Origin of the sequence: Micromonospora sp. WMMD737 (genome assembly GCF_049179055.1) — a bacterium.
Classification (GTDB): Bacteria; Actinomycetota; Actinomycetes; order Mycobacteriales; family Micromonosporaceae; genus Micromonospora; species Micromonospora reichwaldensis.
This window is the reverse complement of record NZ_JBMHMH010000001.1, coordinates 1,242,861-1,264,847: the sequence shown is the minus strand read 5'-3', so window position 1 is coordinate 1,264,847 and position 21,987 is coordinate 1,242,861. Positions and strand designations below refer to the sequence as shown.

Below are 21,987 nucleotides of genomic sequence, written 5' to 3'. Positions count from 1 at the left end.
CCCCTATAACCGCTCCTCGTGCTGACTAAGCGCTCAGCCGGCCTGGTAGAGATCGAGGATCGGCACCCGCATCGGTGTGACGCTCGCATCCGGTGGAGGCCCCGGACCGCGGCCGGATCACCGACGGACAACGGAGGACCAGTGGGACGGCAGGAGCATCCGGTCGCGAGTGACGTCACGCAACGCGTCGCGCGGCTGTCCAGTTCGGCGCGGGCGCTGCTCGACGAGCGGCTGCGCGCCAGCCGCTCCGATCCGGCACCCGCCAGCGCCACCATCCCCCGCCTGGACGCCGCCGAGGCCCCCCTGTCCTTCGCGCAGGAGCGGCTCTGGTTCATCGAGCACCTGGAGGACGACGCCGTCCACCACAACGACGCCACCCTGCTGATCCTGACCGGCGTGCTGGACCAGGACGCGCTGCGCCGTGGCATCGAGGAGGTCGTCCGCCGGCACGAGATCCTCCGTACCGCCTTCCGCAAGGTCGGCGACCGGGTCGTGCAGACCGTCACGCCGCCCGCCCCGCTGACCATCGACGTGGTCGACCTGCCCGGCGCCGCCGCGCACCCCGACGACCCGGTCCTGCGGGCCGCCGTGCTGCAGGAGATGCGGGTCCCGCTCGACCTCGCCGCGGGGCAGAGCCTGCGGACCGTGCTCTACCGGATCGCCCCCGAGCTGCACGTGCTCGGGGTCACCGTGCACCACCTCGTCTGCGACCTCTGGTCGTTCGCCATCTTCTGCCGCGAGTTGGCCGTCACGTACGCCGCGTTCGTCACCGGCGACGCGACGCCGGACCTGCCCGACCTGCCCGTCCAGTACGCCGACTACGCCGCCTGGCAGCGCACCGCGGTCAGCGAGCAGCGGATGGCCGCGCACCTGCGCGAGCGGGTCGCCGAACTCGCCGGGGTGCCACCCCTGCTCAGCCTGCCCACCCGGGGCGCGCGGCCGGCGGTCCAGCAGTTCGTCGGCGCCTCCGAGTGGTTCCGGATCGGCGCGGCCGACGCGGAACGGATCCGCTCCCTCGGCCAGCGCCAGGGCGCCACCACCTACATGACCCTGCTCGCCGCCTTCACCGTCCTGCTGGCACGGCACAGCGGCCAGCGGGACATGGTCGTCGCCAGCCCCATCGCCACCCGTGAGCAGCACGAGCTGGAACACCTGATCGGCTGCTTCCTGAACATGATCGTGGTGCGGGCCGACCTCTCCGGCGAGCCGACCTTCGCCGAGCTGGTGACCCGGGTCAAGGCCGCCTCCCTGGACGCGTTCCGCCACCGCGACGTGCAGTTCGAGCGGCTCGTCGCCGAGTTGCAGCCGGAGCGCAGCCGCAGCCACCAGCCCCTCGCGCAGGTCGCCTTCGTGCTCCAGAACGTGCCGCCGGGGCGGCTCGACCTGCCCGGGCTGCGGGTCGACGTGCACCAGATGGACACCGGCCGGTCCCGGATGGACCTGACGATGAAGGTCACCGAGACGGCCGACGGGCTGACCGGCGAGATCGAGTACGACACCAGCCTGTTCACGGCCGAGGCGATGCGCGCCCTGGCCCGGCAGTTCGAGCTGCTGCTGGTGGCGGCGGCGCGGGAGCCCGACACGAGCGTGTGGCGGCTGCCGCTGCTCGACGACGCGCAGCGGCACCGGATCCTGCACGAGTGGAACGACACCGCCGCCGACCTCGGCCCCGAGGCGCTCGTCCACCGCCTCGTGGAGGCGCAGGCGCGGCGTACGCCGGACGCGGTGGCGGTCGTCGAGGGCAACGTCCGCACGACGTACCGCGAACTCGACGAACGGGCCAACCGCCTGGCGCACCACCTGCGCGACCTCGGCGTCGGCGTGGAGGACCCGGTGGCGGTGTGCCTGCCCCGCAGCGCCGCCGAGGTGGTGGCGATCCTGGCGGTGCTGAAGGCCGGCGGCTACCACCTGCCGGTCAACCCGCGCGACCCGCAGGCCCGCCGGGACGCGCTGCTCGGGCAGGTCCGCCCGGCGGTCGCGATCTCCGCCGGGGACCTGTGCGACGAGGTGTGGAGCCCGGGCCGGCGGATCATCGACCTGGACGGCGAGTCGTCGCTGACCGCCACGTGTCCCGCCACCGACCCCGCCGTGCCGCTGCACCCGGACAACCTGGCCTACACCCTGTTCACCTCCGGCTCGACCGGGCAGCCCAAGGGCGTGCAGGTGACCCACCGCGGGTTCACCAACCGGATGCTGTGGGCACAGCGCAACTTCCCGCTCGGCGCGCACGACCGGGTGCTGCGCAAGGCGGCCTGCACCTTCGACGTCTCCCTGGACGAGCTGTTCCGGGCCCTGTTCAACGGCGCGGCCAGCGTGCTGATGCCCGAGACGGCGACCTTCGACCCGCGCCGACTGGCGGCGGTGATCGCCCAGCACGGGGTGACCGACGCCGACTTCGCGCCGACCGCCCTGCGCGAGGTGCTGCTCACCGCCGACGCCGCGGACCTGAAGTCGCTGCGGCGGATCGTCTCGGGCGTGGAGGAACTCACCCCCGAGACGCAACGGCTGGTCTTCGACCGGCTCGACGTCACCATGTTCAACCTGTACGGCCCGACCGAGGTGTCGGTCTCCTGCACCGCCTGGCCGTGCGACCCCGACGACGAGCGGTCCTTCGTCCCGATCGGCCGGCCGATGGCCAACGTCCGGGTGTACGTGCTGGACGACGCGATGCAGCCCGTGCCGCCGGGCGTGGCCGGGGAGGTGTACGTCGGCGGGGCCGGGCTGGCCCGGGGCTACCTCGGCAACGCGGCCCTGACCGCGGAGCGGTTCCTGCCCGACCCGTTCGCCGACGCGCCCGGCGCCCGCGTCTACCGCACCGGCGACCTGGCCCGCTTCGGGCCGGACGGCGTCCTGGAGTTCCTCGGCCGGGGCGACGGGCAGCTGAACCTGCGCGGCTACCGCATCGAGCCGGGCGAGGTGGAGTCCGCGCTGCGCCGCCACCCGGCGGTGCGCGAGGCCGCCGTCGTCGTACGCCGGGACCCGCCCGGCGGGGACGCCCGGCTGGTCGGCTACGTCGTCGGCGACGACCTGCCGGGCACCGCGGACCTGCGCGCGCACCTGCGCCGGCGGCTGCCGGACTACCTGGTGCCGGCGGCCTTCGTCAGCCTGCCCCGGCTGCCGCTGACCAACCACGGGAAGCTCGACGTCGCGGCGCTGCCGCCGCCGGGCCAGGACGAGCCCGGCGCCGCCGGGGCCGACGGGCCGCGTGACGAGCGTGAGCGGGTGCTCCTGGACATCTGGTGCGACGTGCTCGGACGCGAGGGCATCGGCATCCACGACGACTTCTTCGACCTCGGCGGGGACTCCCTCACGGCCACCCGGATCGTGGCCATGGCCGGCGCGAAGCTGGGGGTGGACGTCGAGGTGGCGGTCATCTTCGACGCGCCGACGGTCGCGGAGCTGGCCGCCCGGCTCGCGCCCGGGCAGCCGTGACCCCCGGTCCGACCCCTGTGCAGCGAGTGGAGAGCCAGATGACCGAGCACCCCGGCGCCCTGATCCACGAGGCGACCGACGTCGTCAACCTGGGCGCCGCCCTGGCGCACCAGGCGCGGGTCCAGCCCGACAGCCCCGCCCTGCACCTGGTGGCCGAGGACGGCTCCGCCGACACGGTGGACTACGCCACCCTCGACGCCCGGGCCCGCCGGGTCGGCGCGGCCCTGGCCGGGCACTGCCGTCCCGGTGACCGGGTGCTGATGCTCGTCGGGGCGGGTGTCGACTTCCTCGCCGGCTTCTTCGGCTGCCTCTACGCCGGCACCGTGCCGGTGCCGCTGGCCGCCCGGCTCAACCGGGCCAGTGCCCCGGTCGTCGGGCGGATCCTCGACGACGCGCAGGCCACCGCGGTGCTGGCCGCCCGCTCGGTCACGAGCGCCGTCGACCTGACCACGCTCATGCCCGGTCGCCGGCTGCCGGTCCTGGAGCTGGAGTCGCTCGACGCCGCGCCCGCCGGCTGGCAGCCGGCGGTGGCCGAGGGCGGACTGGCGTTCCTCCAGTACACCTCGGGCACCACCAGCACCCCCAAGGGCGTGATGGTCAGCCACGCGAACCTGCTGGAGAACCTGCGGGCCATCCGCCGCTCCTTCGCCTTCGACGACGCGACGGTGATGGCCTCCTGGCTGCCCCCGCACCACGACATGGGGCTGATCGGCACCCTGCTCACCCCCGTCTACCTCGGCGTGCCGACGGTGCTGATGGACCCGGCGACGTTCATCCGCACCCCGGTGCGGTGGCTCCAGGCGATCAGCCGGTACCGGGCCACCATCAGCGGCGGGCCCAACTTCGCCTACGACCTGTGCGTGCGCAAGGTCGCCGAGGCCGACCGTGCCGCCCTGGACCTCAGCTCCTGGCGGGTGGCGTTCAACGGCGCCGAGCCCGTACGCGCGGCGACCCTGCGCGCGTTCGCCGAGGCGTTCGCCCCGCACGGTTTCGACGAGCGGGCCTTCCTGCCCTGCTACGGGCTGGCCGAGGCGACGCTGCTGGTCGCCGGGCGGGCGCGGGCGCAGCGGCCCGTCGTGACCACGGTGGCCGACCCGGACCCCGCCGGACCCGCCCACCGCCCCGGCACGGAGGTGGTCGGCTGCGAGATCCTGCCCGAGGCGGAGGTCCGGATCGTCGACCCGACCGGCCACCCCGTCCCCGACGGCTCCGCCGGCGAGATCTGGGTCCGGGGCGGCAGCGTCGTCGACGGGTACTGGAACCGGCCGGAGGAGTCCGCGCGGACCCTGCACGCCACCCTCGGCGGCGACCCCGACGACGGCCCCTGGCTGCGCACCGGCGACCTCGGCTTCCGCCAGGACGGCCACCTGTACGTGCGCGGCCGGATCAAGGAGACGGTGGTCATCCGCGGCCAGAACCACTACCCGGACGACATCGAGCAGACCGTCCGCGCCGCCTGCCCCCGCCTCGGCGGGCGGATCGCCGCGTTCGGCGTGGACGTCGCCGACGACGGCCACGGCGTGGGCGAGGCCGTGGTCCTGTGGTACGAGACCCGCTCCGACACCGCGTCGGACGACGCGCCGGCCATCGCCGAGGCGGCCCGCCGGGCCGTGGTGACCGTCCACGGCCTGGACCTGCACCGGGTGCTGGCCGTACCGCCCGGCACCATCCCCGTCACCACCAGCGGCAAGACCCGTCGCGGCGACTGCGCGCGGGCGTACGCGGCGGGCAGCGCCACGATCGTCGCGGACGACCCCCTGCGCCCGGCGGCGCGCCCCGCCCCGGCCGCCGCGCCGGCGCAGGCGCAGCGGCTGCGCGCCCTGGCCGGCGGGCTGCTCGACGTCGACCCGGAGCGGATCGACCCGGACCGTTCCCTGCCGGAACTCGGGTTCGACTCGCTGCGGGCCGTGGAGCTGCAACACCTCATCGAGGGGGAGTGGGGCGTCCGCCCCGCCCTGACCGACCTGCTGGGCGACAGCACGGTGGCCGAACTGGCCGCCGCGCTGCCGTCCGCGCCCGCGCCGGCCGACCCGCCGGCCACCCCGGCCGCCGCCGACGGGCCCTACCCGCTGTCGTACGGCCAGCGGGCGATCTGGTTCCAGGGCGCCCTCGCCGAGGACCCGGCCAACCTCAACCTGTGCCGCGCGGTCACCGTCGACGGCGAGCTGGACGCCGCGGCGCTGGCCCGCGCCGTGCGCGACCTCGGCGTGCGGCACCCGGCCCTGCTCACCCGCTACGACGACGCCGGCGCCGAGGTGACCCAGCGGGTGGCCGACGACGCCGAGGTCACGCTGGAGGTGCGCGACGCGGCGGGCTGGCCGGCGGGCCGGCTCGACGAGGAGATCGAGGCGGAACTCGGGGTCGCCTTCGCCGGCCCGCCCCTGCTGCGCGCCGTGCTGTTCCGGCACGCGACGGACCGCCACACGCTGCTGCTCTGCACCCACCACAGCGTCATGGACGTGTGGTCGCTGGCGGTGCTGGTCGAGGACCTGGCGACCGGCTACGGCCGGCACGCCGCCGGGGACGACGCGGTGCCGCCCGCACCCGCCGCCCACCCGGCCGAGTTCGTGGCCTGGCAGCGGTCCTTCCTGGACGGCCCCGCCGGCCGGGAGCTGACCGCGACGTGCCAGGCCCAGGTCGCTGACCTCGTGCCGTTGGACCTGCCGACCGACCGGCCCCGCCCGTCGGTGCGCACCTTCCGGGGCGCCGCCCACGCGTTCCGGCTCGACGCCGACCTGCGCGCCGGGATCGACGCGCTCGCCGCCGCGCAGGGGGTCAGCCGCACCGCCGTGCTGTTCGCCGGCTACGCGGCGGTGCTGTCGCGCTACGCCGGCCAGGCGACGTTCCCGCTCGGCTTCGTGCACGCCGGCCGGGTCCGCGGCCGCTTCGCCGACCTGGTCGCCTACCTGGTCAACCCGCTGCCGGTGCCGGTGGACCTGTCCGCCGACCCGGAGTTCGGCGCCCTGGCCCGGGCGGCCCACGACGCGGTGCTGGCCGCCTCCGACCGCGCCGAGGTGCCGTTCGGGCGGATCGTCGAGGGGCTCGGGCAGGCCGCCGACGCCAGCCGCGGCGCGCTGCTCAGCGCGGCCTTCGCCTACCAGCACGGGCGCGGCACCGACCGGCTCGGCCTCACGCCGATGGTGCTCAACCACGAGGGGGCGCTGGGGGACTGGGCCGGGCTGCGGGTACGGAGCCGGCCGGTGCGGCAGCGGGCCACCTACTACGACCTCTCCCTCTACCTGGGCGAGCACGACGGCGAACTGCTGGGCACCTTCGACTACAGCACCGACCTGTTCGACGCCGACACCATGGGCGTGCTGGCCGAGGCGCTGACCGCGCTGCTGTCCGCGGCCGTCGCGGCGCCGGCGACCCCCGTCGGCGCCCTGCCCCTGCTCGGCGCCGAGCGGCACCGGCAGGTGCTGGTGGAGTGGAACGACACCACGGCCGACTACGACACCGACCGGTGCGCGCCGGAGATCGTCGCCGAGCAGGCCCGCCGGACCCCGGACGCGCCGGCCGCCGTCGACGGCACCACCCGGCTCACCTACGCCGAACTCAACGCGGCGGCGAACCGGCTGGCCCACCGGCTGATCGGGCTGGGCGCCGGCCGGGGCACCCGGGTCGGCCTGCTGGTGCCCCGCTCCACGGTCAGCCTCACGGCCGTGCTGGCGATCCTCAAGACCGGCGCCGCCTACGTGCCGCTCGACCCGTCGTACCCGGTGGAGCGGCTGCGGTTCATGCTCGCCGACTCCGGGGCCCGGCTGCTCGTCGCCGCCCCCGGCGCGGCCGTCGGCCTCCCGGACGTCGAGGTGGTCGACCCGGCCGAGGCGTCCCTCGCGACCGAGGACGACCGCGATCCGCGGCCGACGGCCCACCCCGACGACGTGGCCTACGTCGTCTACACCTCCGGCTCCACCGGCACCCCGCAGGGCGTACTCGGCCTGCACCGGGGCATCGTCAACCGACAACGCTGGATCATGGACCGCTTCCCGGTGGGGCCGGACGAGGTGGGCAGCCACAAGACCTCGCTGAGCTTCTTCGACTCCGGCGGCGAGATGTTCCTGCCGCTCTTCGCCGGCGCCCCGGTCGTCGTGGTGCCCGAGGACGTCGGACGCGACCCGGTACGCCTGGTCGACCTGCTCGCCCGGCACCGGGTCACCCGCCTGGTGGCCGTACCGTCGTTGCTGCGGGCCATCCTCGACGGCGTCGCCGACGTCGGCGGACGCCTGGCGGCGCTGCGCTACTGCCACTCCAGCGGGGAGGCGCTCACCCCCGACCTGGCCGCGCGCTGGCTGGCGGCCCTGCCCGGCTGCGTCCTGGTCGACCTCTACGGCTCGTCGGAGATCTCCGCCGACGTGACCCTGGACGTGGTCACCGGACCGGAGCGGGTCGGCAGCGTCGGGCGGCCCATCGGCAACACCCGGATCTACGTCCTGGACGAGGCCATGCGGCCGGTGCCGCCCCGCTTCGCCGGCGAGGTGTACGTCGGCGGGGCCGGCCTGGCCCGTGGCTACCTCGACCAGCCGGCGTTGACGGCGACGCGGTTCGTCCCCGACCCGTACGGCGACGGCGGGCGGCTGTTCCGCACCGGCGACCGGGGCCGGTTCAGCCACGACGGGCGGCTGGAGTTCCTGGGCCGGGCCGACCACCAGGTGAAGGTCCGCGGGTTCCGGATCGAGCTGGGCGAGATCGAGGCGACGCTGCGGGCCCACCCCGGGGTGGCCGCCGCCGTGGCCGCGCTCGCCCAGGCGCCGGGCGGCGGCGAGCAGCGGATCGTGGCGGCGGTCGTGCCCCGGCAGCGCGGCGGATCGTCGGCGCCGGCCGGAGCCGATCGGGGCGGGGCGCCGGCCACCACCCGGGTGTCGGACTGGCGGCTGCTCTACGACCGGATGTACACCGAGGCCGGTCCCGCCGAGGAGGCCCAGCAGGCGATCTGGACCAGCAGCTACACGGGCGCGCCGTTCACCGACGTCGAGATGGGCGAGTGGATCGACCAGGCGGTCCGGCGGATCCGGGAGCTGCGCCCCCGCCGGCTGCTGGAACTCGGCTGCGGCACGGGCAACCTGACGCTGGCGCTGGCGCCGGACTGCGAGGCGTACGTCGGCACCGACTTCTCCGCCGCCGGCCTGAAGGTGCTCGAACAGCGGCTCGACGCCGAGGGCGTGGACCGGGACTCGGTCACGCTGCTGCTGCGGGAGGCCGACGACATCACCGGCATCGAGGCCGGCAGCTTCGACACCGTGGTGCTGCACTCGGTGACCCAGTACTTCCCGCACCACGACTACCTGCGCGGGGTGCTGCGCGCGGCCGTCACCGCGGCCTCGCCCGGCGGGCGGATCTACCTCGGCGACGTCCGCGACCTCGACCTGCTGGAGGTGTTCCACGCCTCGGTGGAGCTGGGCGCCGAGCCGGAAGCCGGGCTGACCGTCGCCGAGCTGCGCCGCCGCGTCGCCGCCCGGGTGCTCGCCGACGACGAGCTGGTGCTGGCCCCCGACCTGTTCCTCACCGCGCCGGACTGGCTGCCGGGGGTGACCGGGGTGGAGCTGCACCTCAAGCGCGGCCGGCAGGCCAACGAGCTGAGCGCGTTCCGCTACGACGTCGTCCTGCACGTGGGCACCGCCCCCGACGGCGACGCCGCCGGGCCGGTCGAGCCGGTGCGGCTGGACTGGACGCGCGACGGGCTGGACGTCGCCCGGCTGCGGAGCCTGCTGCGCGGCAACCGCAACCGCCCGGTGGAGGTACGCGACGTGCCCAACGCGCGGCTGGTCACGGTCGCCGGCCCCGTACGCCGGCTGGCCGGTCTCGCCGACGCCGACCCGGTGACCCGCCCGACCGGAGAGCTGCCGCCCGGGGTCGACCCGGAGGACTGCTGGAGCATCGGCGAGGCGCTGGGCCGACGGACCGCCGTGGTGCCGTCGACCGCGCGCGACCCGTACACGATGGACCTGCGGTTCTGGCCCGCGTCCCGCCCGGACGACACGGTCGGCTGGACCCCGCCGCGGGCCCGACGCGCCGACTGGCCGGAGCTGGCCAACGACCCGCTGGGCGCCACCGCGCGGCGGGACCTGCTGCACGACCTGCGCACCCACCTGCGGCAGCGGCTGCCGGAGTTCATGGTGCCGCTGCTGCACCTGGTCGACGAGCTGCCCACCACGGCGACCGGCAAGGTGAGCCGGCGCGCCGTCGCGGCCGAGGCCACCGAGGCGCTGGCCCGGCTGGGCGCGGGCGCCACGGCCCGGCCGCTCGCCCCGGCGGCCGGCGGGCTCCAGGCCCAGGTCACCGAGATCTGGCTGGACGTCCTCGGCGCCGGCGCCGTCGGGCTCGACGACAACTTCTTCGACGTCGGCGGCAACTCGCTGAGCCTGGTCCAGGTGCACATCCGGCTCCAGGAACTCCTCGGCCGGCAGTTCCCGCTCGTCGACCTGTACGAGCACACCACCGTGCGCAAGCTCGCCGAGCACCTCGGCGAGCCCGCGCGCCCGGCGACGGACCCGTCCGTCGACCCGGGGCCCGACCGCAACGAGCAGGTGGCGAACCGCCGCCGGTTGATGCGCCAGCGTATTCAGGAAGTGGGAAGTCGATGAGCAGCGAGATGGACATCGCCGTCGTGGGGATGAGCGGACGGTTTCCGGGCGCGGCGAACGTCGCCGAGTTCTGGGAGCTCCTCCGCAACGGCGTCGACGCCGGCCGCGAGCTGACCGCCGCCGAGCTGGACGCCGTCCCGGCCGAGGAACGCGCCGACCCGGCGTACGTGCCGGTGTGGTCGGGCATCGAGGGCGCCGACCGGTTCGACGCCCAGTTCTTCGGCTACTCGCCGACGGACGCGACGCTTATCGACCCGCAGCACCGGATCCTGCTGGAGTGCGCCTGGGAGGCGTTGGAGGACGCCGGCTACGACAGCCGCCGCTTCCCCGGCGACATCGCCGTGTACGCCGGCTGCGGCCTGAACCAGTACCTGCTCTACCACCTGCTGCCCCAGCAGGAGCTCGTCGACTCCGCCGGCCGGCTGGGCATGGCCGTCGCCAGCGACAAGGACAACCTGGCCACCCGCATCTCGTACAAGCTCGACCTGACCGGGCCCAGCATGACGGTGCAGACCAACTGCTCCTCGGCCCTGGTCGGGCTGCACCACGCCATCAGCAGCCTGCTCGACTACCAGTGCGACATGGCCATCGTGGGCGCGGTCAGCGTCAAGAACCCGGTCCCGCGCGGCTACCGGCACGAGGCCGACGGCATCAACTCGCCCGACGGCCGCTGCCGGGCCTTCGACGCCGAGGCCGCCGGCTACCACCTGGGCGACGGCGCCGGCGTGGTGGTGCTGCGCCGCCGGGAGGACGCCGAGGACGCCGGCGACCGGATCTACGCCCTGGTCAAGGGCTCGGCGGTGAACAACGACGGCGCCGGCAAGGTCAGCTTCGTGGCCCCCGGCCGGTCGGGCCAGGTGCGGGTGATCCGCCGGGCGCTGCGGGTCGCCGACGTCGAGGCGGGCTCCATCCAGTACGTCGAGGCCAACGGCAGCGGCACCCTGATGGGCGACTCGATCGAGGTGTCCGCCCTGGAGGAGGCGTACGGCGCGGCCGGCGCGTCGGGCGCCGGATGGGTGATCGGCTCGGTCAAGCCGAACGTCGGCAACCTCGACACGGCCTCCGGCGTGACCTCGCTGATCAAGGCGGTCCTCGCCATCCACCACGGCGAACTGCCGCCGTCGATCCACTTCCGCAAGCCCAACCCGCAGACCTCCCTCGACCGGGGGCCGTTCCGCGTCAACGACATGCTGCGGGACTGGCCCGAGGCCACCGGGCCGCGCCGGGCGGCGGTCAGCTCGTTCGGCGTCGGCGGCACCAACGCGCACGTCATCCTCGAACAGGCGCCGCCGCCCGCGCCGCCGGGGCCGAATCCGCCGGCCGTGCTGCTCGCCGTCTCCGCGGCCGGCGGCGAGGCGCTGGCCGCCGCCGCCGGCCGGCTCGCCGAGCACCTCGGGCGCCACCCCGAGCAGGCCCTCGCCGACGTCGCGTACACCAGCCAGGTCGGCCGTCGCGCGCTGCGCCACCGGGCCTTCGTGGTGGCGACCGACGCCGGCGAGGCGGCCCGCGCGCTGTCCGCCGTCGGCGCGGGCGGGGCGTCGCCGGAGACCGCCACGGTGGCGTACGCGTTCCCCGCCACCTGCCCCGACCTGGCCGCACTGTGCGACGCCCTGCCCCGGCTGCGGGCGGAGGTCGACCGGGTGGCCGGTGAGCTGGGCGTCGACCCGGCCGCCGGCGGGGCGGGCTCCGACGCGGCCACGGTCACCGGGCAGCTCGCGCTCGCCCGGCTGCTGGGCGCCTGCGGCGTGTCCCCGGTCGCCGCCCACGGCGAGGGTCCGGGCGCCGTGACGGCCGCCGTCGTCGACGGCCGCTGGACGGTGGCGGAGGCCGGGCGCGCCCTGCGCGCCGGCGGCCACCCGCCCGCGCCGCCCGCGCCGGCCGAGGCCGACCTGACGCTGGCCGTCGGCCCGGCCGAGGCGTCGACGCTGGCCCTGACCGACGACGCCGGGAGCCTCCGTGGGCTGCTCGGCGCGCTCGGCGAGCTGTGGTGCCGGGGCGTCGAGGTGGACTGGGCCGCCCTGCACGAGGGCGCGTCGCGGCGTCGCGTCGGCCTGCCGACGTACCCGTTCCAGCGGTCGCGGCACTGGGTCGACCCGGTGGCCGTGGCGCCCGTGACCGGCCCGACGCCGGCGGCCCCGGCCGCCGACGCCCAGCCGGCCGCCGGCTCGGTCCTGGAGGAGGCGGTGGCCGCCGTGTGGCGCCGCCGGCTCGGGGTGGACCGGATCGGGTTGCACGACTCGCTGCTGATGCTCGGCGCGGACTCGCTCAGCGCCGCCCGGACGCTGCGGGACCTCGCCCAGGCCTTTCACGTCGACCTGCAACTCGGCGTCTTCCTGCAGACCCCCACCGTCGCCGCGCTCGTCGAGGTGATCGACGGCAAGCTGCGCGAGGCGCAGGAGATCCGGGCCGCGCTCGCCGCGGTCACCGAAGAGGGAGCGTGAGGCCGTGCCCGACGTCAGCTTCATCACCGTGGTGCCCCGGGTCCGGGACCTGACCGCGTACGCGGACACGGCGATGTCCGTCATCCGCCGCACCGACGCGGCGGACCTCGACGGGGTGCTCATCTTCACCGGCAGCGGCGCGGTGCTCGACCCCTGGGTCCTGGCGACCGCCGCGGCGGCCGGCACCACCCGGCTCAGCCCGCTGGTCGCGGTGAACCCCGTCTACCAGCACCCGTTCACCGCGGCCCGGATGGTCGCCTCGCTCGGCCTGCTCTACCAGCGGCGCATCGACCTCAACCTGATCACCGGCACCGCCGTGAGCGACCTGGACGCGCTCGGCGACCGGCTGGACCACGACGACCGGTACGCGCGCCTCGCCGAGTACGTCGAGATCATGATGGGGGTGCTGGGCAGCCGCCGCCCGTTCAGCTTCGACGGGCGGTTCTACCAGGTGTCCCGGTTGCAGCTCACCCCCGGCCTCCCCGCGCACCTGCTGCCCCGGCTGTTCGTCGCGGGGCAGTCCCCGGCCGCCCGGGAGGTGGCCGAGCGGGTGGGCGCCACCGGCATCCAGATGCTCACGGCGGCCCGGCCCGACGCCGACGGGGCGCCGGGCGCGCTGAACTTCGGGCTGCTGACCCGGGAGACGGCGGAGGAGACCGAGCGGGTCGCCGAGGCCCGCTTCCCGGAGGACCCGGACGGCGCGAAGATCACTGCGGTCACCATGGCCAACACCGACTCCGTCTGGAAGCAGCGGCTCTTCGCCGAGGCGGAGGCCGGCCACGGCGCCGTCACCGTCGACCCGGCGTACCGGCTCGCGCCGTTCCGCTCCGGCCAGGCGGACGGGCCGTACCTGGTGGCCGACCACGCCGGTGCCGTCGAGCGGCTGCTGGCGATGGTCCGGGCCGGGGTGCACACCTTCGTGCTGGACACCCCCACCGACGACGAAGACTTCCACCACCTCGCAGCGGTCGTCCGGAGCGTCCGTGACCGCCTGCGGGTCGACCCGACCGGGGGAGAACGATGAACCAGCCCTTCGCCAGCCACGACCTGGTGCACGCCCGGCCCAACCTGGCGCTGGAACCGCTGATCCACCGCTACTACGCCTGGCTGAACCTGGTGTCGCCGGTGCCGGCGGCGATGAACTTCGCCAAGCTGCACGTGCCGCTGCTGCGCTCGTTCCTCGACGCGCCGGCGCTGCACCGCCGCTCGGCCCGCGACCCGAAGCTGCGCGGCGGCATGTTCGTCGACCTCGAGGACGACCAGCTCGACGGGGTGTCCGACCTGGCGACCCGGCTCGCCGACGGGCCGATGCCGGAGCTGTCGGCGGCGATGGACGAGCTGACGGTCAACCTGGAGAAGCTCGCCGACGGCTTCGACCTGACGCCCCGCTACGGCGAGATCCCGCCGGCCCTGCGCGGCTACGTCGAGCTGGTCTACGACCTCAACGACCACGCCCGGATCCGGCTCGCCGAGCGGATGCTCTACCGCTCGCGGCACTTCGACGAGACCGCCCACTCGGTGGACCTGTCGCTGGCCACCGGCGACGAGCGGCCCTTCGCGATGACCACCCCGCGGTTCCCCGGCAACGGGCACGTGCAGGCCACCATGCCGCTGCGGGACCCCCGCATCGACCTGCTCTTCTCCACCATGACCACGGCCCGGCCCTTCGGCGAGCTGCGGGAGGCGTTCGACGTCTCCGACGCCGACCTGGCGACCTTCAGCGGGTTGTTCTCCGCCGAGCCCGGCGGCAGCCCGGACCGCAACCTGGACGGCCCGGGGCTGCGGGTGCGCTACTTCGGGCACGCCTGCGTGGTCGTGCAGTCCGGCCCGGTCACCGTGATGACCGACCCGTTCCTGTCCGACGCCCTCGGCGACGGCGACCGGTACGCCTACGCCGACCTGCCCGACGTCATCGACTACGTGCTGATCACGCACGGGCACCAGGACCACCTCGAACTGGCCAGCCTGCTGAAGCTGCGGCACCGCATCGGCACGGTGGTGGTGCCGAAGACCGCCGCCGGGGCGTTGCAGGACCCGTCGCTGCGGCTGTGCCTGGAGGCGCTCGGCTTCCCCAACGTGGTCGACGTGGAGCCGGGCGAGACCATCGAGCTGCCCGACGGGCAGATCGTGGTGTGCCCGTTCGTCGGCGAGCACTGCGACCTCGACATCGCCGCGAAGGTCACCTACTCGGTGCGTACCGGCGGGAAGAACCTCTACTTCGGCGCGGACAACCGCTGCGTCGACCCGGCCCTGTTCGGCCACATCCACGACATGATCGGCGACGTCGACATGGCGTTCCTCGGCATGGAGTGCGACGGCGCCCCGCTGTCCTGGATGTACGGTCCGCTCTTCTCCCGCCGCATCGACCAGAAGATGAGCCGCAGCCGCAAGCTCAACGGCTCCGACGCCGTCGAGGCGATGGGCATCGTGCGGCGGCTGCGGGCCCGGCAGGCGTACGTGTACGCGATGGGCCGCGAGCCGTGGCTGGTGTTCGTCATGGCGACGAACTACACCGACGAGTCGTACCAGCTCAAGCAGATGGCGGAGTTCTTCCAGCGCTGCGCCGACGTCGGGGTGCCGGCGCGGGAACTCTACGGACGGGCCGACCTGGCATGAGCCGCACCTGGACCTGCCGTTCGCAGTACGTGGCCACCCGCGACGGGACCCGGCTGGCGGCGTACGTCTTCCGGCCGGTCGGCCAGCGTGACCCCGCGCCCGCCGTCTGGGCCCACGACCGCTACCACCAGGTGTCGCCGCGCCCCGGGCGCGACGACTTCCTGGCGGTGGTCCGCGCCGAACTGGCGGACGTCGACCTCACCGACATCGACGACCTCGGCGTGGCCGAGGTGGCCCCCGGGGAGGTGACGCTGCGGGCCTTCCCGGTCGCGCAGCGCCTGCTGGCCCGCGGCTACGTCGTGGTGGTGGTGGACAGCCGGGGCAGCGGCGCGTCGTTCGGCACCAGCGACGGCCCGTTCGCCACGGCCGAGGCGACCGACACGTACGACGTCACCGAGTGGATCGCCGCCCAGCCCTGGTGCGACGGCCGCGTCGGCATGTTCGGCCGCTCCTACCTCGGGGTCTCGCAGTACCTGGCGGCGAGCACCGCCCCGCCGCACCTGGCGGCGATCTTCCCGCAGATGGCGCTGTTCGACCTGCACCGATTCGCCTGGGACGGCGGGGTGTTCCGGGACGACTTCGCCCGCGCCTGGGGCGAGGACGTGCGCGAACTCGATCTGCGTGGTCCGGTCGCGCCCCTCGACGACGACCCCGACGGCCTCCTGCTGGCCGCCGCCCGCGAGCAGCACGTGGCGAACCGGGACGTCCGGACGATGTTCGCCGGCCTGCCCGGGCGCGAGTCGCGGCTGGTCGACACCGGCGAGGCGGCGTACCTGACCCGCAGCCCGTCGGCGCTGCTGGAGGCGATCAACGCCTCCGGGGTCGCCGTCTACCACCTGGGCGGCTGGCACGACGTCTGGGCGCGCGACGCGACCGAGTGGGCCCGCCGGCTGACCGTGCCGCACCGGGTGGTCATCGGCCCCTGGCCGCACACCGGCGGGGTGCTGGGCGGCGCCGGCTACAACCTGGCCGACGAGCACGTGCGCTGGTTCGACCACTGGCTGCGGGGCCGCGACACCGGGATCATGGACGGCCCGGCCGTCCGGTACCACGTGCTGGGCGCCGACGCGTGGCGTACCGCCCGGTCCTGGCCGCCGGAGCCGGCGACGACCGGCACCTGGCACCTCGGCCCGGCCGGCGAGCTGGGACCGGAACCCCGGGCCGGCGAGGCCCGGCGGTACGAGGTCGACTACGCCACCACGTCCGGCAAGACCAGCCGGTGGGCCAGCGGCTACGGCTCGCCCTTCCAGCGGCCGGACCTGACGGACAACGACACCCGGGCGCTGTGCTGGACCTCCGACCCGCTGACCGAGGCGGTCGAGCTGGTCGGCGCCCCGGTGCTGCGCCTGGCGGCCCGGGTCACCGACGGCCCGGCGGACGTCTTCGCCTACCTGGAGTCGGTCGCCCCCGACGGCACCTCCCTCTACGTCACCGAGGGCTGCGGCCAGGTCGACGGCGCTCCCGGCGACTCCCGCCTGGAGATCGAGCTGCACCCGATCGCGTACCGGTTCGCGGCGGGCGACCGGATCCGTCTGGCGGTCACCGGGGCGGACGCGGACAACGCGCTGACCGTGCCCCGGGACGTCGCGCCGGTGCTGACGGTGCGCCACGACGCCGAGGCCGCCCCGACGCTGGAACTGCCCCGCGCGGCAACCCTCGAACGGCGCGACGACGCCGGGGCGGACGACGTGACGGCTCCGCTCTCCGTGGCGCAGCGGGCGATCTGGCTGGCCGAGCAGGCCGGCACGAGCGGAGCGGCGTACCACCTCGACGCGGCGGTCGAGCTGACCGGGCCGGTGGAGGCCGGCGCGCTGCACGCGGCGGTCGACGAGATCGTCCGGCGGCACGAGGCGCTGCGGACCACCATCGTCGAGGTCGACGAGGAACCGGTCCAGCGCATCCACCCGGCGGCGCCGCTCACCATCGCGCGGCTCGACCTCACCGACGCGCCGGCCGACGGCTGGGCGGGCGACGAGCGGGTGACCGGATTCCGCGACCGCCGGTGGGACCTCGCCCGGGAGTGGCCGATCCGGGTGGCGACCGTGCTGCTGCCCGCCGGCCGGACGGCGTTGCTGCTGGTGGTGCACCACGTCGCCGCCGACCCGACCGCGGCGGAGATCTTCTTCGCGGAGCTGGCCCAGCTCTACCCCTCGTACGCGCGGGGGGAGCCGCTCCGGCTGCCGGACGTGCCGTGCCGGTACGCGGACGTGGCCCGCCGCCAGCAGGCCGAACTCGCCGGGCCGGGCGCGGCCGACCAGCTCGCCCGGTGGCGGCGCTACCTGGACGGCGCCCCGCAGGTGATCGCCCTGCCGACGGACCGGCCCCGGCCGCCGGTCCTGGACCACCGGGGCGGGTCGGTGCGCTTCACCGTCGACGACGACCTCGCCGCCCGGCTGGTGGCGGCGGCCGCCGCCGCGCGGACCAGCCCGTTCACCCTGCTGACCGCCGCGTTCGCCCGCACCCTGAACGCGTACGGCGCGGGCGACGACCTGCTGATCGGCACGCCGAGCCTGCAACGCGACGACGAGTCGACCCGCGACCTGATCGGCTGCCTGGTCAACCTGCTGCCGCTGCGGATCCGGGTCGACTCCGACGCCACCGTGGCCCAGTTCCTGCACGACGTACGCGGCAGCGTGCTGACCGCGCTGGAGCTGCGCCGGGTGCCCTTCGACACGCTGGTCGGCGAGCTGCGCCCGCGCCGGGACCCGGCGGTCTCCGCGCTGGTGCAGGTCTGCGTCCGGTACGGCCGGGCGGTGCCGGACCGGTTCCGGCTGGGCGCGGTCGAGGCGCTGCGGCTGGAACCGCCGGAGTGGACCTCGGCGAAGTACGACCTGGCGCTGGCCGTGAACCAGGTCGGCGAGGACCGGATGGTGGGCAGCCTCGACTTCCGCCTCGCCCTGTTCGACCGGGCCACCGTCCAGCGGATCCTCGACTCGATGCTGACCGTGCTCGACCAGCTCGTCGCCGACCAGGAGCGGCCGGTGGGGGAGCTGTCCGCCATGCCCCGCCGGGAGCTGCGGGCCGTGCTCGACGGCTGGAACCCGGCGCGGTTGCCGGACGCGCTGGTCGGCCAGGACGACCTGCCGGCCGTGGCCCGCTGCTACGTCCTCGACGACCGCGCGCGGCCCGTGCCGGTGAACACCCCGGGGCGGCTGTGGGTCAGCGGCGTCGGCGAGGTCGACGACCCGTACGCCGGGACGCCGGGGGCGCGGATGCGGGACACCGGGGCCACCGTGCGGTGGACCACGGCGGGACGGCTGGAACTGGTGCCCGCCGCCCCCGGGCGGCCGACCGCCGCGCCGGAGGCCGCCCCGGACACGGCGCAGCCGACCGCCGCGCCGTCCGGCCCGGCGACCGACGACGGCCGCTCCGAGGTGCTGGACCAGCTCGGGCAGATCTGGGCCGCCCTGCTCAAGGTCGACGGCGTCGAGCCCGGGGACGACTTCTTCGACCTGGGCGGCGACTCGCTCTTCGCGATCCGCCTGATCAGTCGGATCCGCAAGGCGTACCAGGTCCGGCTCTCTTTGCAGGACGTGTTCGCGGCGCCGACGCTGGCCGAGCAGGTCGACCTGGTCCGCGAACGGCAGGCGTCGTGACCGGGCCGGTCTTCTATCCCTGGTCCGCGCAGGAGGAGATCGATCCGGTGCGCGTGGCCGGCGGCGCGGGCAGCTGGTTCTGGGACGAGCAGGGCAACCGGTGGCTCGACCTGCACGCCCAGATGGGCAACCTGCACCTGGGTCACCAGCATCCGGCCCTGGTGGCGGCGCTGCGCGAGCAGGCCGGACGGATGTGCACGATCGCGCCGTCGTTCGCCGTCGACGTCCGCGACGAGGCGGCCCGGGCGATCGTCGAGGTGGCACCGGGGGACCTGGAGACGGTCCTGTTCACCACCGGCGGCGCGGAGGCCGTGGAGCACGCGGTGCGGATGGCGCGGGTGGTCACGGGGCGGCCGAAGGTGCTCGCCGCCTACCGGTCCTACCACGGGGCGACGGCGGGGGCGCTGGCGTTGACCGGTGACCCCCGCCGCTGGCCGGTGGACACGGCCAGCGGCGGCGCCGTGCACTTCACGGGCCCGTACCCGTACCGCAGCGAGTTCCACGCCGAGAACGCCGCGCAGGAGGGCGAACGGGCGCTGGAGCACCTGCGCCGGCTCGTCGGGTACGAGGGCCCGGAGACGATCGCCGCGATCCTCGTCGAGCCGGTGGTCGGCAGCAACGGCGTGCTGGTGCCGCCGGACGGCTACCTGGCCGGCGTCCGCCGGCTCTGCGACGAGCACGGCATCCTGCTGATCGCCGACGAGGTGATGACCGGCTTCGGCCGCTGCGGCAGGTGGTTCGCCGGCGACCTCTGGGACGTGGTGCCCGACCTGATGACCTTCGCCAAGGGGGTCAACTCCGGCTACGTGCCGGTGGGCGGGGTGCTGCTGTCCCGGGCGGTGGCGGCCCACTTCGCACACCGCCGCTACCCCGGCGGGCTCACCTACTCGGGGCACCCGCTGGCCTGCGCCTCCATCGTGGCGGCGCTGCGGGTGCTGCGGGAGGAGAACCTGGTCGACCGGGCGGCCGCACTCGGCCGCGACGTGGTGGGCCCGGCGCTGGCCGAGCTGGCCGGGCGGCACCCGATCGTCGGCGACGTCCGCGGCGTCGGCCTGGCCTGGGCCGTCGAGCTGGTCCGGGACCGCGCGACCCGCGAGCCGCTGGCACCGTACGCGGCCCCCGGGACGCTGGCGCCCGAGATGGCCGCCGTCATGGCGGCGTGCAAGCGGCAGGGCGTCTGGCCGCTGGCGGCGGGCAACCGGCTGCACCTGTTCCCTCCGTTGACCATCACGGCGGAGGAGTTGACCGCCGGGATCGCCGGGATCGACCGGGCCCTGACCGAGGTGTCCGAGCTGTGAGGAGAAGAAGATGACGGTGGAGCAGACGGAGACGGCCGACATCTGCCGGGTCGTGGTCAACGACGAGGAGCAGTACTCGATCTGGCCGGACGGGCGGGAGATCCCGGCGGGCTGGCGGGAGGAGGGCTTCGTCGGGCCGCGCGCCCGGTGCCTGGAGCACATCGACTCGGTGTGGACGGACATGCGCCCGCTCAGCCTGCGCCGGGCGATGGCGGGCGAGGCGCGGTAGGCGACGTCAGGGTCCCGGCCGCGCGGCGCGCGTCGTCCGGTCGGGCCCGCCTCCCGTCCGCGCCACGATTACTTCCCGCGAGCGCAAAGCGGCGGGCGGTAATTGTGCGCGTGGGTACCGCCTATCGCAGGAAGAACTTCGGGTTGCGGAGCCGGGATCGAGACATTAACGTCTATCCACAGTGGACCCCGGCGGTTCCGGATGGGAGTCAGGATGCGTGCTCACTGCTACACGGCAACGACTCTGGTGGACATCGACCTCGTGGTTCGGCCCCGCAAGAGCCGGCTCGCCTGACAGCTGGAAAACAGGGGACCACGGTCTCCGAGGCAATTCTGGTACGACCCTCTGAAATGCGTCTTCCGGAACGTCGGTAGGCGATCTCGTCAGTTCGCAGATCAGTTGATATTTGGTCCGCCGGGGCCATCTATTCTTCCGGGGGATTCAGGGTGCGGGACCATTTCGAGACGAGCGAACACCAGGAATACCTGTGCCGTCTCGACGGCCGGGTCGGTCCCGCGACCCTGATGACCCAGGTGTGCCACCGCCTGGACGGCGACGTCGACGTCGAGGCGTTGCGACGGGCCGTCGGGCGGCTGGCCGAGGCGCATCCGTTGCTGCGCCGGGCGTTCGCCGAGCGCGACGGCTACGTGGTCCTGTGCGACGGCCGAGATCGGGCCGACCTGGAGGTCGTCGAGGTGCCCGACGACCGGGCCGCCGTCGGCTGGTGCCAGGCCGCCCTGCGGCGGCCGGTGGACCTGTGGACCGGGCCGTGCTGGGCGGTCTCGCTGGCCCGGACCGCCACGGGCAGCTCCTACCTGCTGCTGCGCGCGCACATGGCGCTTCTCGACCACCACTCCCTCGACCTGCTGGTCGACGACCTGGCCGTCCTCTACGGAGCCGAGCTGGGCGCCGGCACGGGCCAGCCACCCGCCGCCGAGCCGATCGACGACGTCCTCGACCGGCTCTTCGAGCTGGGCGAGGAGCAGGCGGAGGAGGACCTCGACTGGTGGCTCGACACGTTCGGCCGGCTCGGCCCGGTGGAGACCGGGGCCGACCTGACCGACCCGTTCGACGCGGCACCGGACGGGCCACCCCCGGCCCCCGGTGGCCACCTTGCGCAGGCGCACGTCCCCTCCGGCGGGATCGTGCCGGCCGTGCGCCGCCTGCGGGTCTCCCCGTTCGCCGCGTACACCGCGGCCCTGCTGGGCGCGCTGGGCGGGCCCGCGGCCACCCGGTCGTTCCGGGTGGCGTTCGTCGTCGACATGCGGTCGTTCCTCGACTGCGAACGCGTCGTCGGCCAGCTGAGCCAGGCCGCGGTCCTGCGGGTCGACGTGCCGCCGGGGATCGGCTTCGCCGACCTCAGCCGCCGGGTCGCCCACCAGGCCGCCGAGTCGCTCGGCCACCAGGCCGTCCCCTTCGAGCGGGTCGTCGTGGAACTGAAGCGGCGCGGGGTGCCGGTGCACCTGCTGGCCCCGGTCTCGGTCAACTACTCCCTGCTGCGGGCGATCGACTGGCCCGGCGCCACCGCCGAGGCGATCGAGCTGGACAGCACCTCGGCGCTGGACGACACCGCCGGTCTGGGCGGCTACTTCGACCAGCTCGACGGCCAGGAGCAGCTACGCATCAAGCTGTACGCCGCTGCCTCCTCCTACAGCGCCGGACGCACCGACGAGCTGCTGGCGGAGACCCGGCGGTGCCTGGAGACCGGGCTGGCCTCGCCGGACCAGCCCCTCGCGGCCGGCGCCCCCACCGCCTGACGGCACCCGCCCTCCGCGGGGCCGCCCGGAACTC

At 75.0% G+C, this 21,987-nt stretch carries 9 protein-coding genes; all 9 read left to right on the top strand.

From position 1 onward, the window contains the following. Nucleotides 1-141: 141 nt before the first annotated feature. Nucleotides 142-3,432, top strand: a complete 3,291-nt coding sequence (locus tag ACN27A_RS04845; protein WP_421450070.1) for a non-ribosomal peptide synthetase — start codon at nucleotides 142-144, stop codon at nucleotides 3,430-3,432. Between the two features lie 38 nt (nucleotides 3,433-3,470). Further along, a complete protein-coding gene (locus ACN27A_RS04840) occupies nucleotides 3,471-10,016 on the top strand; it encodes an amino acid adenylation domain-containing protein (RefSeq protein WP_421450069.1) in 6,546 nt (2,181 codons plus the stop codon). Further along, nucleotides 10,013-12,457: a beta-ketoacyl synthase N-terminal-like domain-containing protein gene (locus ACN27A_RS04835; RefSeq protein WP_421450068.1), complete on the top strand. Its 2,445-nt coding sequence runs from the start codon at nucleotides 10,013-10,015 to the stop codon at nucleotides 12,455-12,457. Before ACN27A_RS04840 ends, ACN27A_RS04835 begins: the two co-directional genes overlap by 4 nt. Nucleotides 12,458-12,461: 4 nt before the next feature. Then, on the top strand, nucleotides 12,462-13,481 hold the full coding sequence (locus tag ACN27A_RS04830; protein ID WP_421450067.1) for an LLM class flavin-dependent oxidoreductase: 1,020 nt from the start codon (nucleotides 12,462-12,464) through the stop codon (nucleotides 13,479-13,481). Then, the gene (locus tag ACN27A_RS04825) at nucleotides 13,478-15,073 is read left to right on the top strand and encodes an MBL fold metallo-hydrolase (protein WP_311414506.1); all 1,596 of its coding nucleotides are present in this window, start codon (nucleotides 13,478-13,480) and stop codon (nucleotides 15,071-15,073) included. Before ACN27A_RS04830 ends, ACN27A_RS04825 begins: the two co-directional genes overlap by 4 nt. Next, nucleotides 15,070-18,669, top strand: a complete 3,600-nt coding sequence (locus tag ACN27A_RS04820; RefSeq protein ID WP_421450066.1) for a CocE/NonD family hydrolase — start codon at nucleotides 15,070-15,072, stop codon at nucleotides 18,667-18,669. The genes ACN27A_RS04825 and ACN27A_RS04820 overlap by 4 nt, the downstream gene beginning before the upstream one ends. Further along, nucleotides 18,666-19,967 carry an aspartate aminotransferase family protein gene (locus tag ACN27A_RS04815; RefSeq protein WP_421450065.1) on the top strand — a complete coding sequence of 434 codons (1,302 nt, stop codon included), beginning with the start codon at nucleotides 18,666-18,668 and terminating at the stop codon, nucleotides 19,965-19,967. Before ACN27A_RS04820 ends, ACN27A_RS04815 begins: the two co-directional genes overlap by 4 nt. A 16-nt stretch (nucleotides 19,968-19,983) precedes the next feature. Then, nucleotides 19,984-20,196 carry an MbtH family protein gene (locus ACN27A_RS04810; RefSeq protein WP_393145799.1) on the top strand — a complete coding sequence of 71 codons (213 nt, stop codon included), beginning with the start codon at nucleotides 19,984-19,986 and terminating at the stop codon, nucleotides 20,194-20,196. 446 nt (nucleotides 20,197-20,642) lie between these two features. Further along, on the top strand, nucleotides 20,643-21,953 hold the full coding sequence (locus ACN27A_RS04805; RefSeq protein ID WP_421450064.1) for a condensation domain-containing protein: 1,311 nt from the start codon (nucleotides 20,643-20,645) through the stop codon (nucleotides 21,951-21,953). Nucleotides 21,954-21,987 lie beyond the last annotated feature (34 nt).

Coding starts and splice junctions, on each gene's coding strand:
- ACN27A_RS04840 (WP_421450069.1), top strand. CDS start 3,471: ATGACCGAGCACCCCGGCGCCCTGATCCACGAGGCGACCGACGTCGTC.
- ACN27A_RS04835 (WP_421450068.1), top strand. CDS start 10,013: ATGAGCAGCGAGATGGACATCGCCGTCGTGGGGATGAGCGGACGGTTT.
- ACN27A_RS04825 (WP_311414506.1), top strand. CDS start 13,478: ATGAACCAGCCCTTCGCCAGCCACGACCTGGTGCACGCCCGGCCCAAC.
- ACN27A_RS04820 (WP_421450066.1), top strand. CDS start 15,070: ATGAGCCGCACCTGGACCTGCCGTTCGCAGTACGTGGCCACCCGCGAC.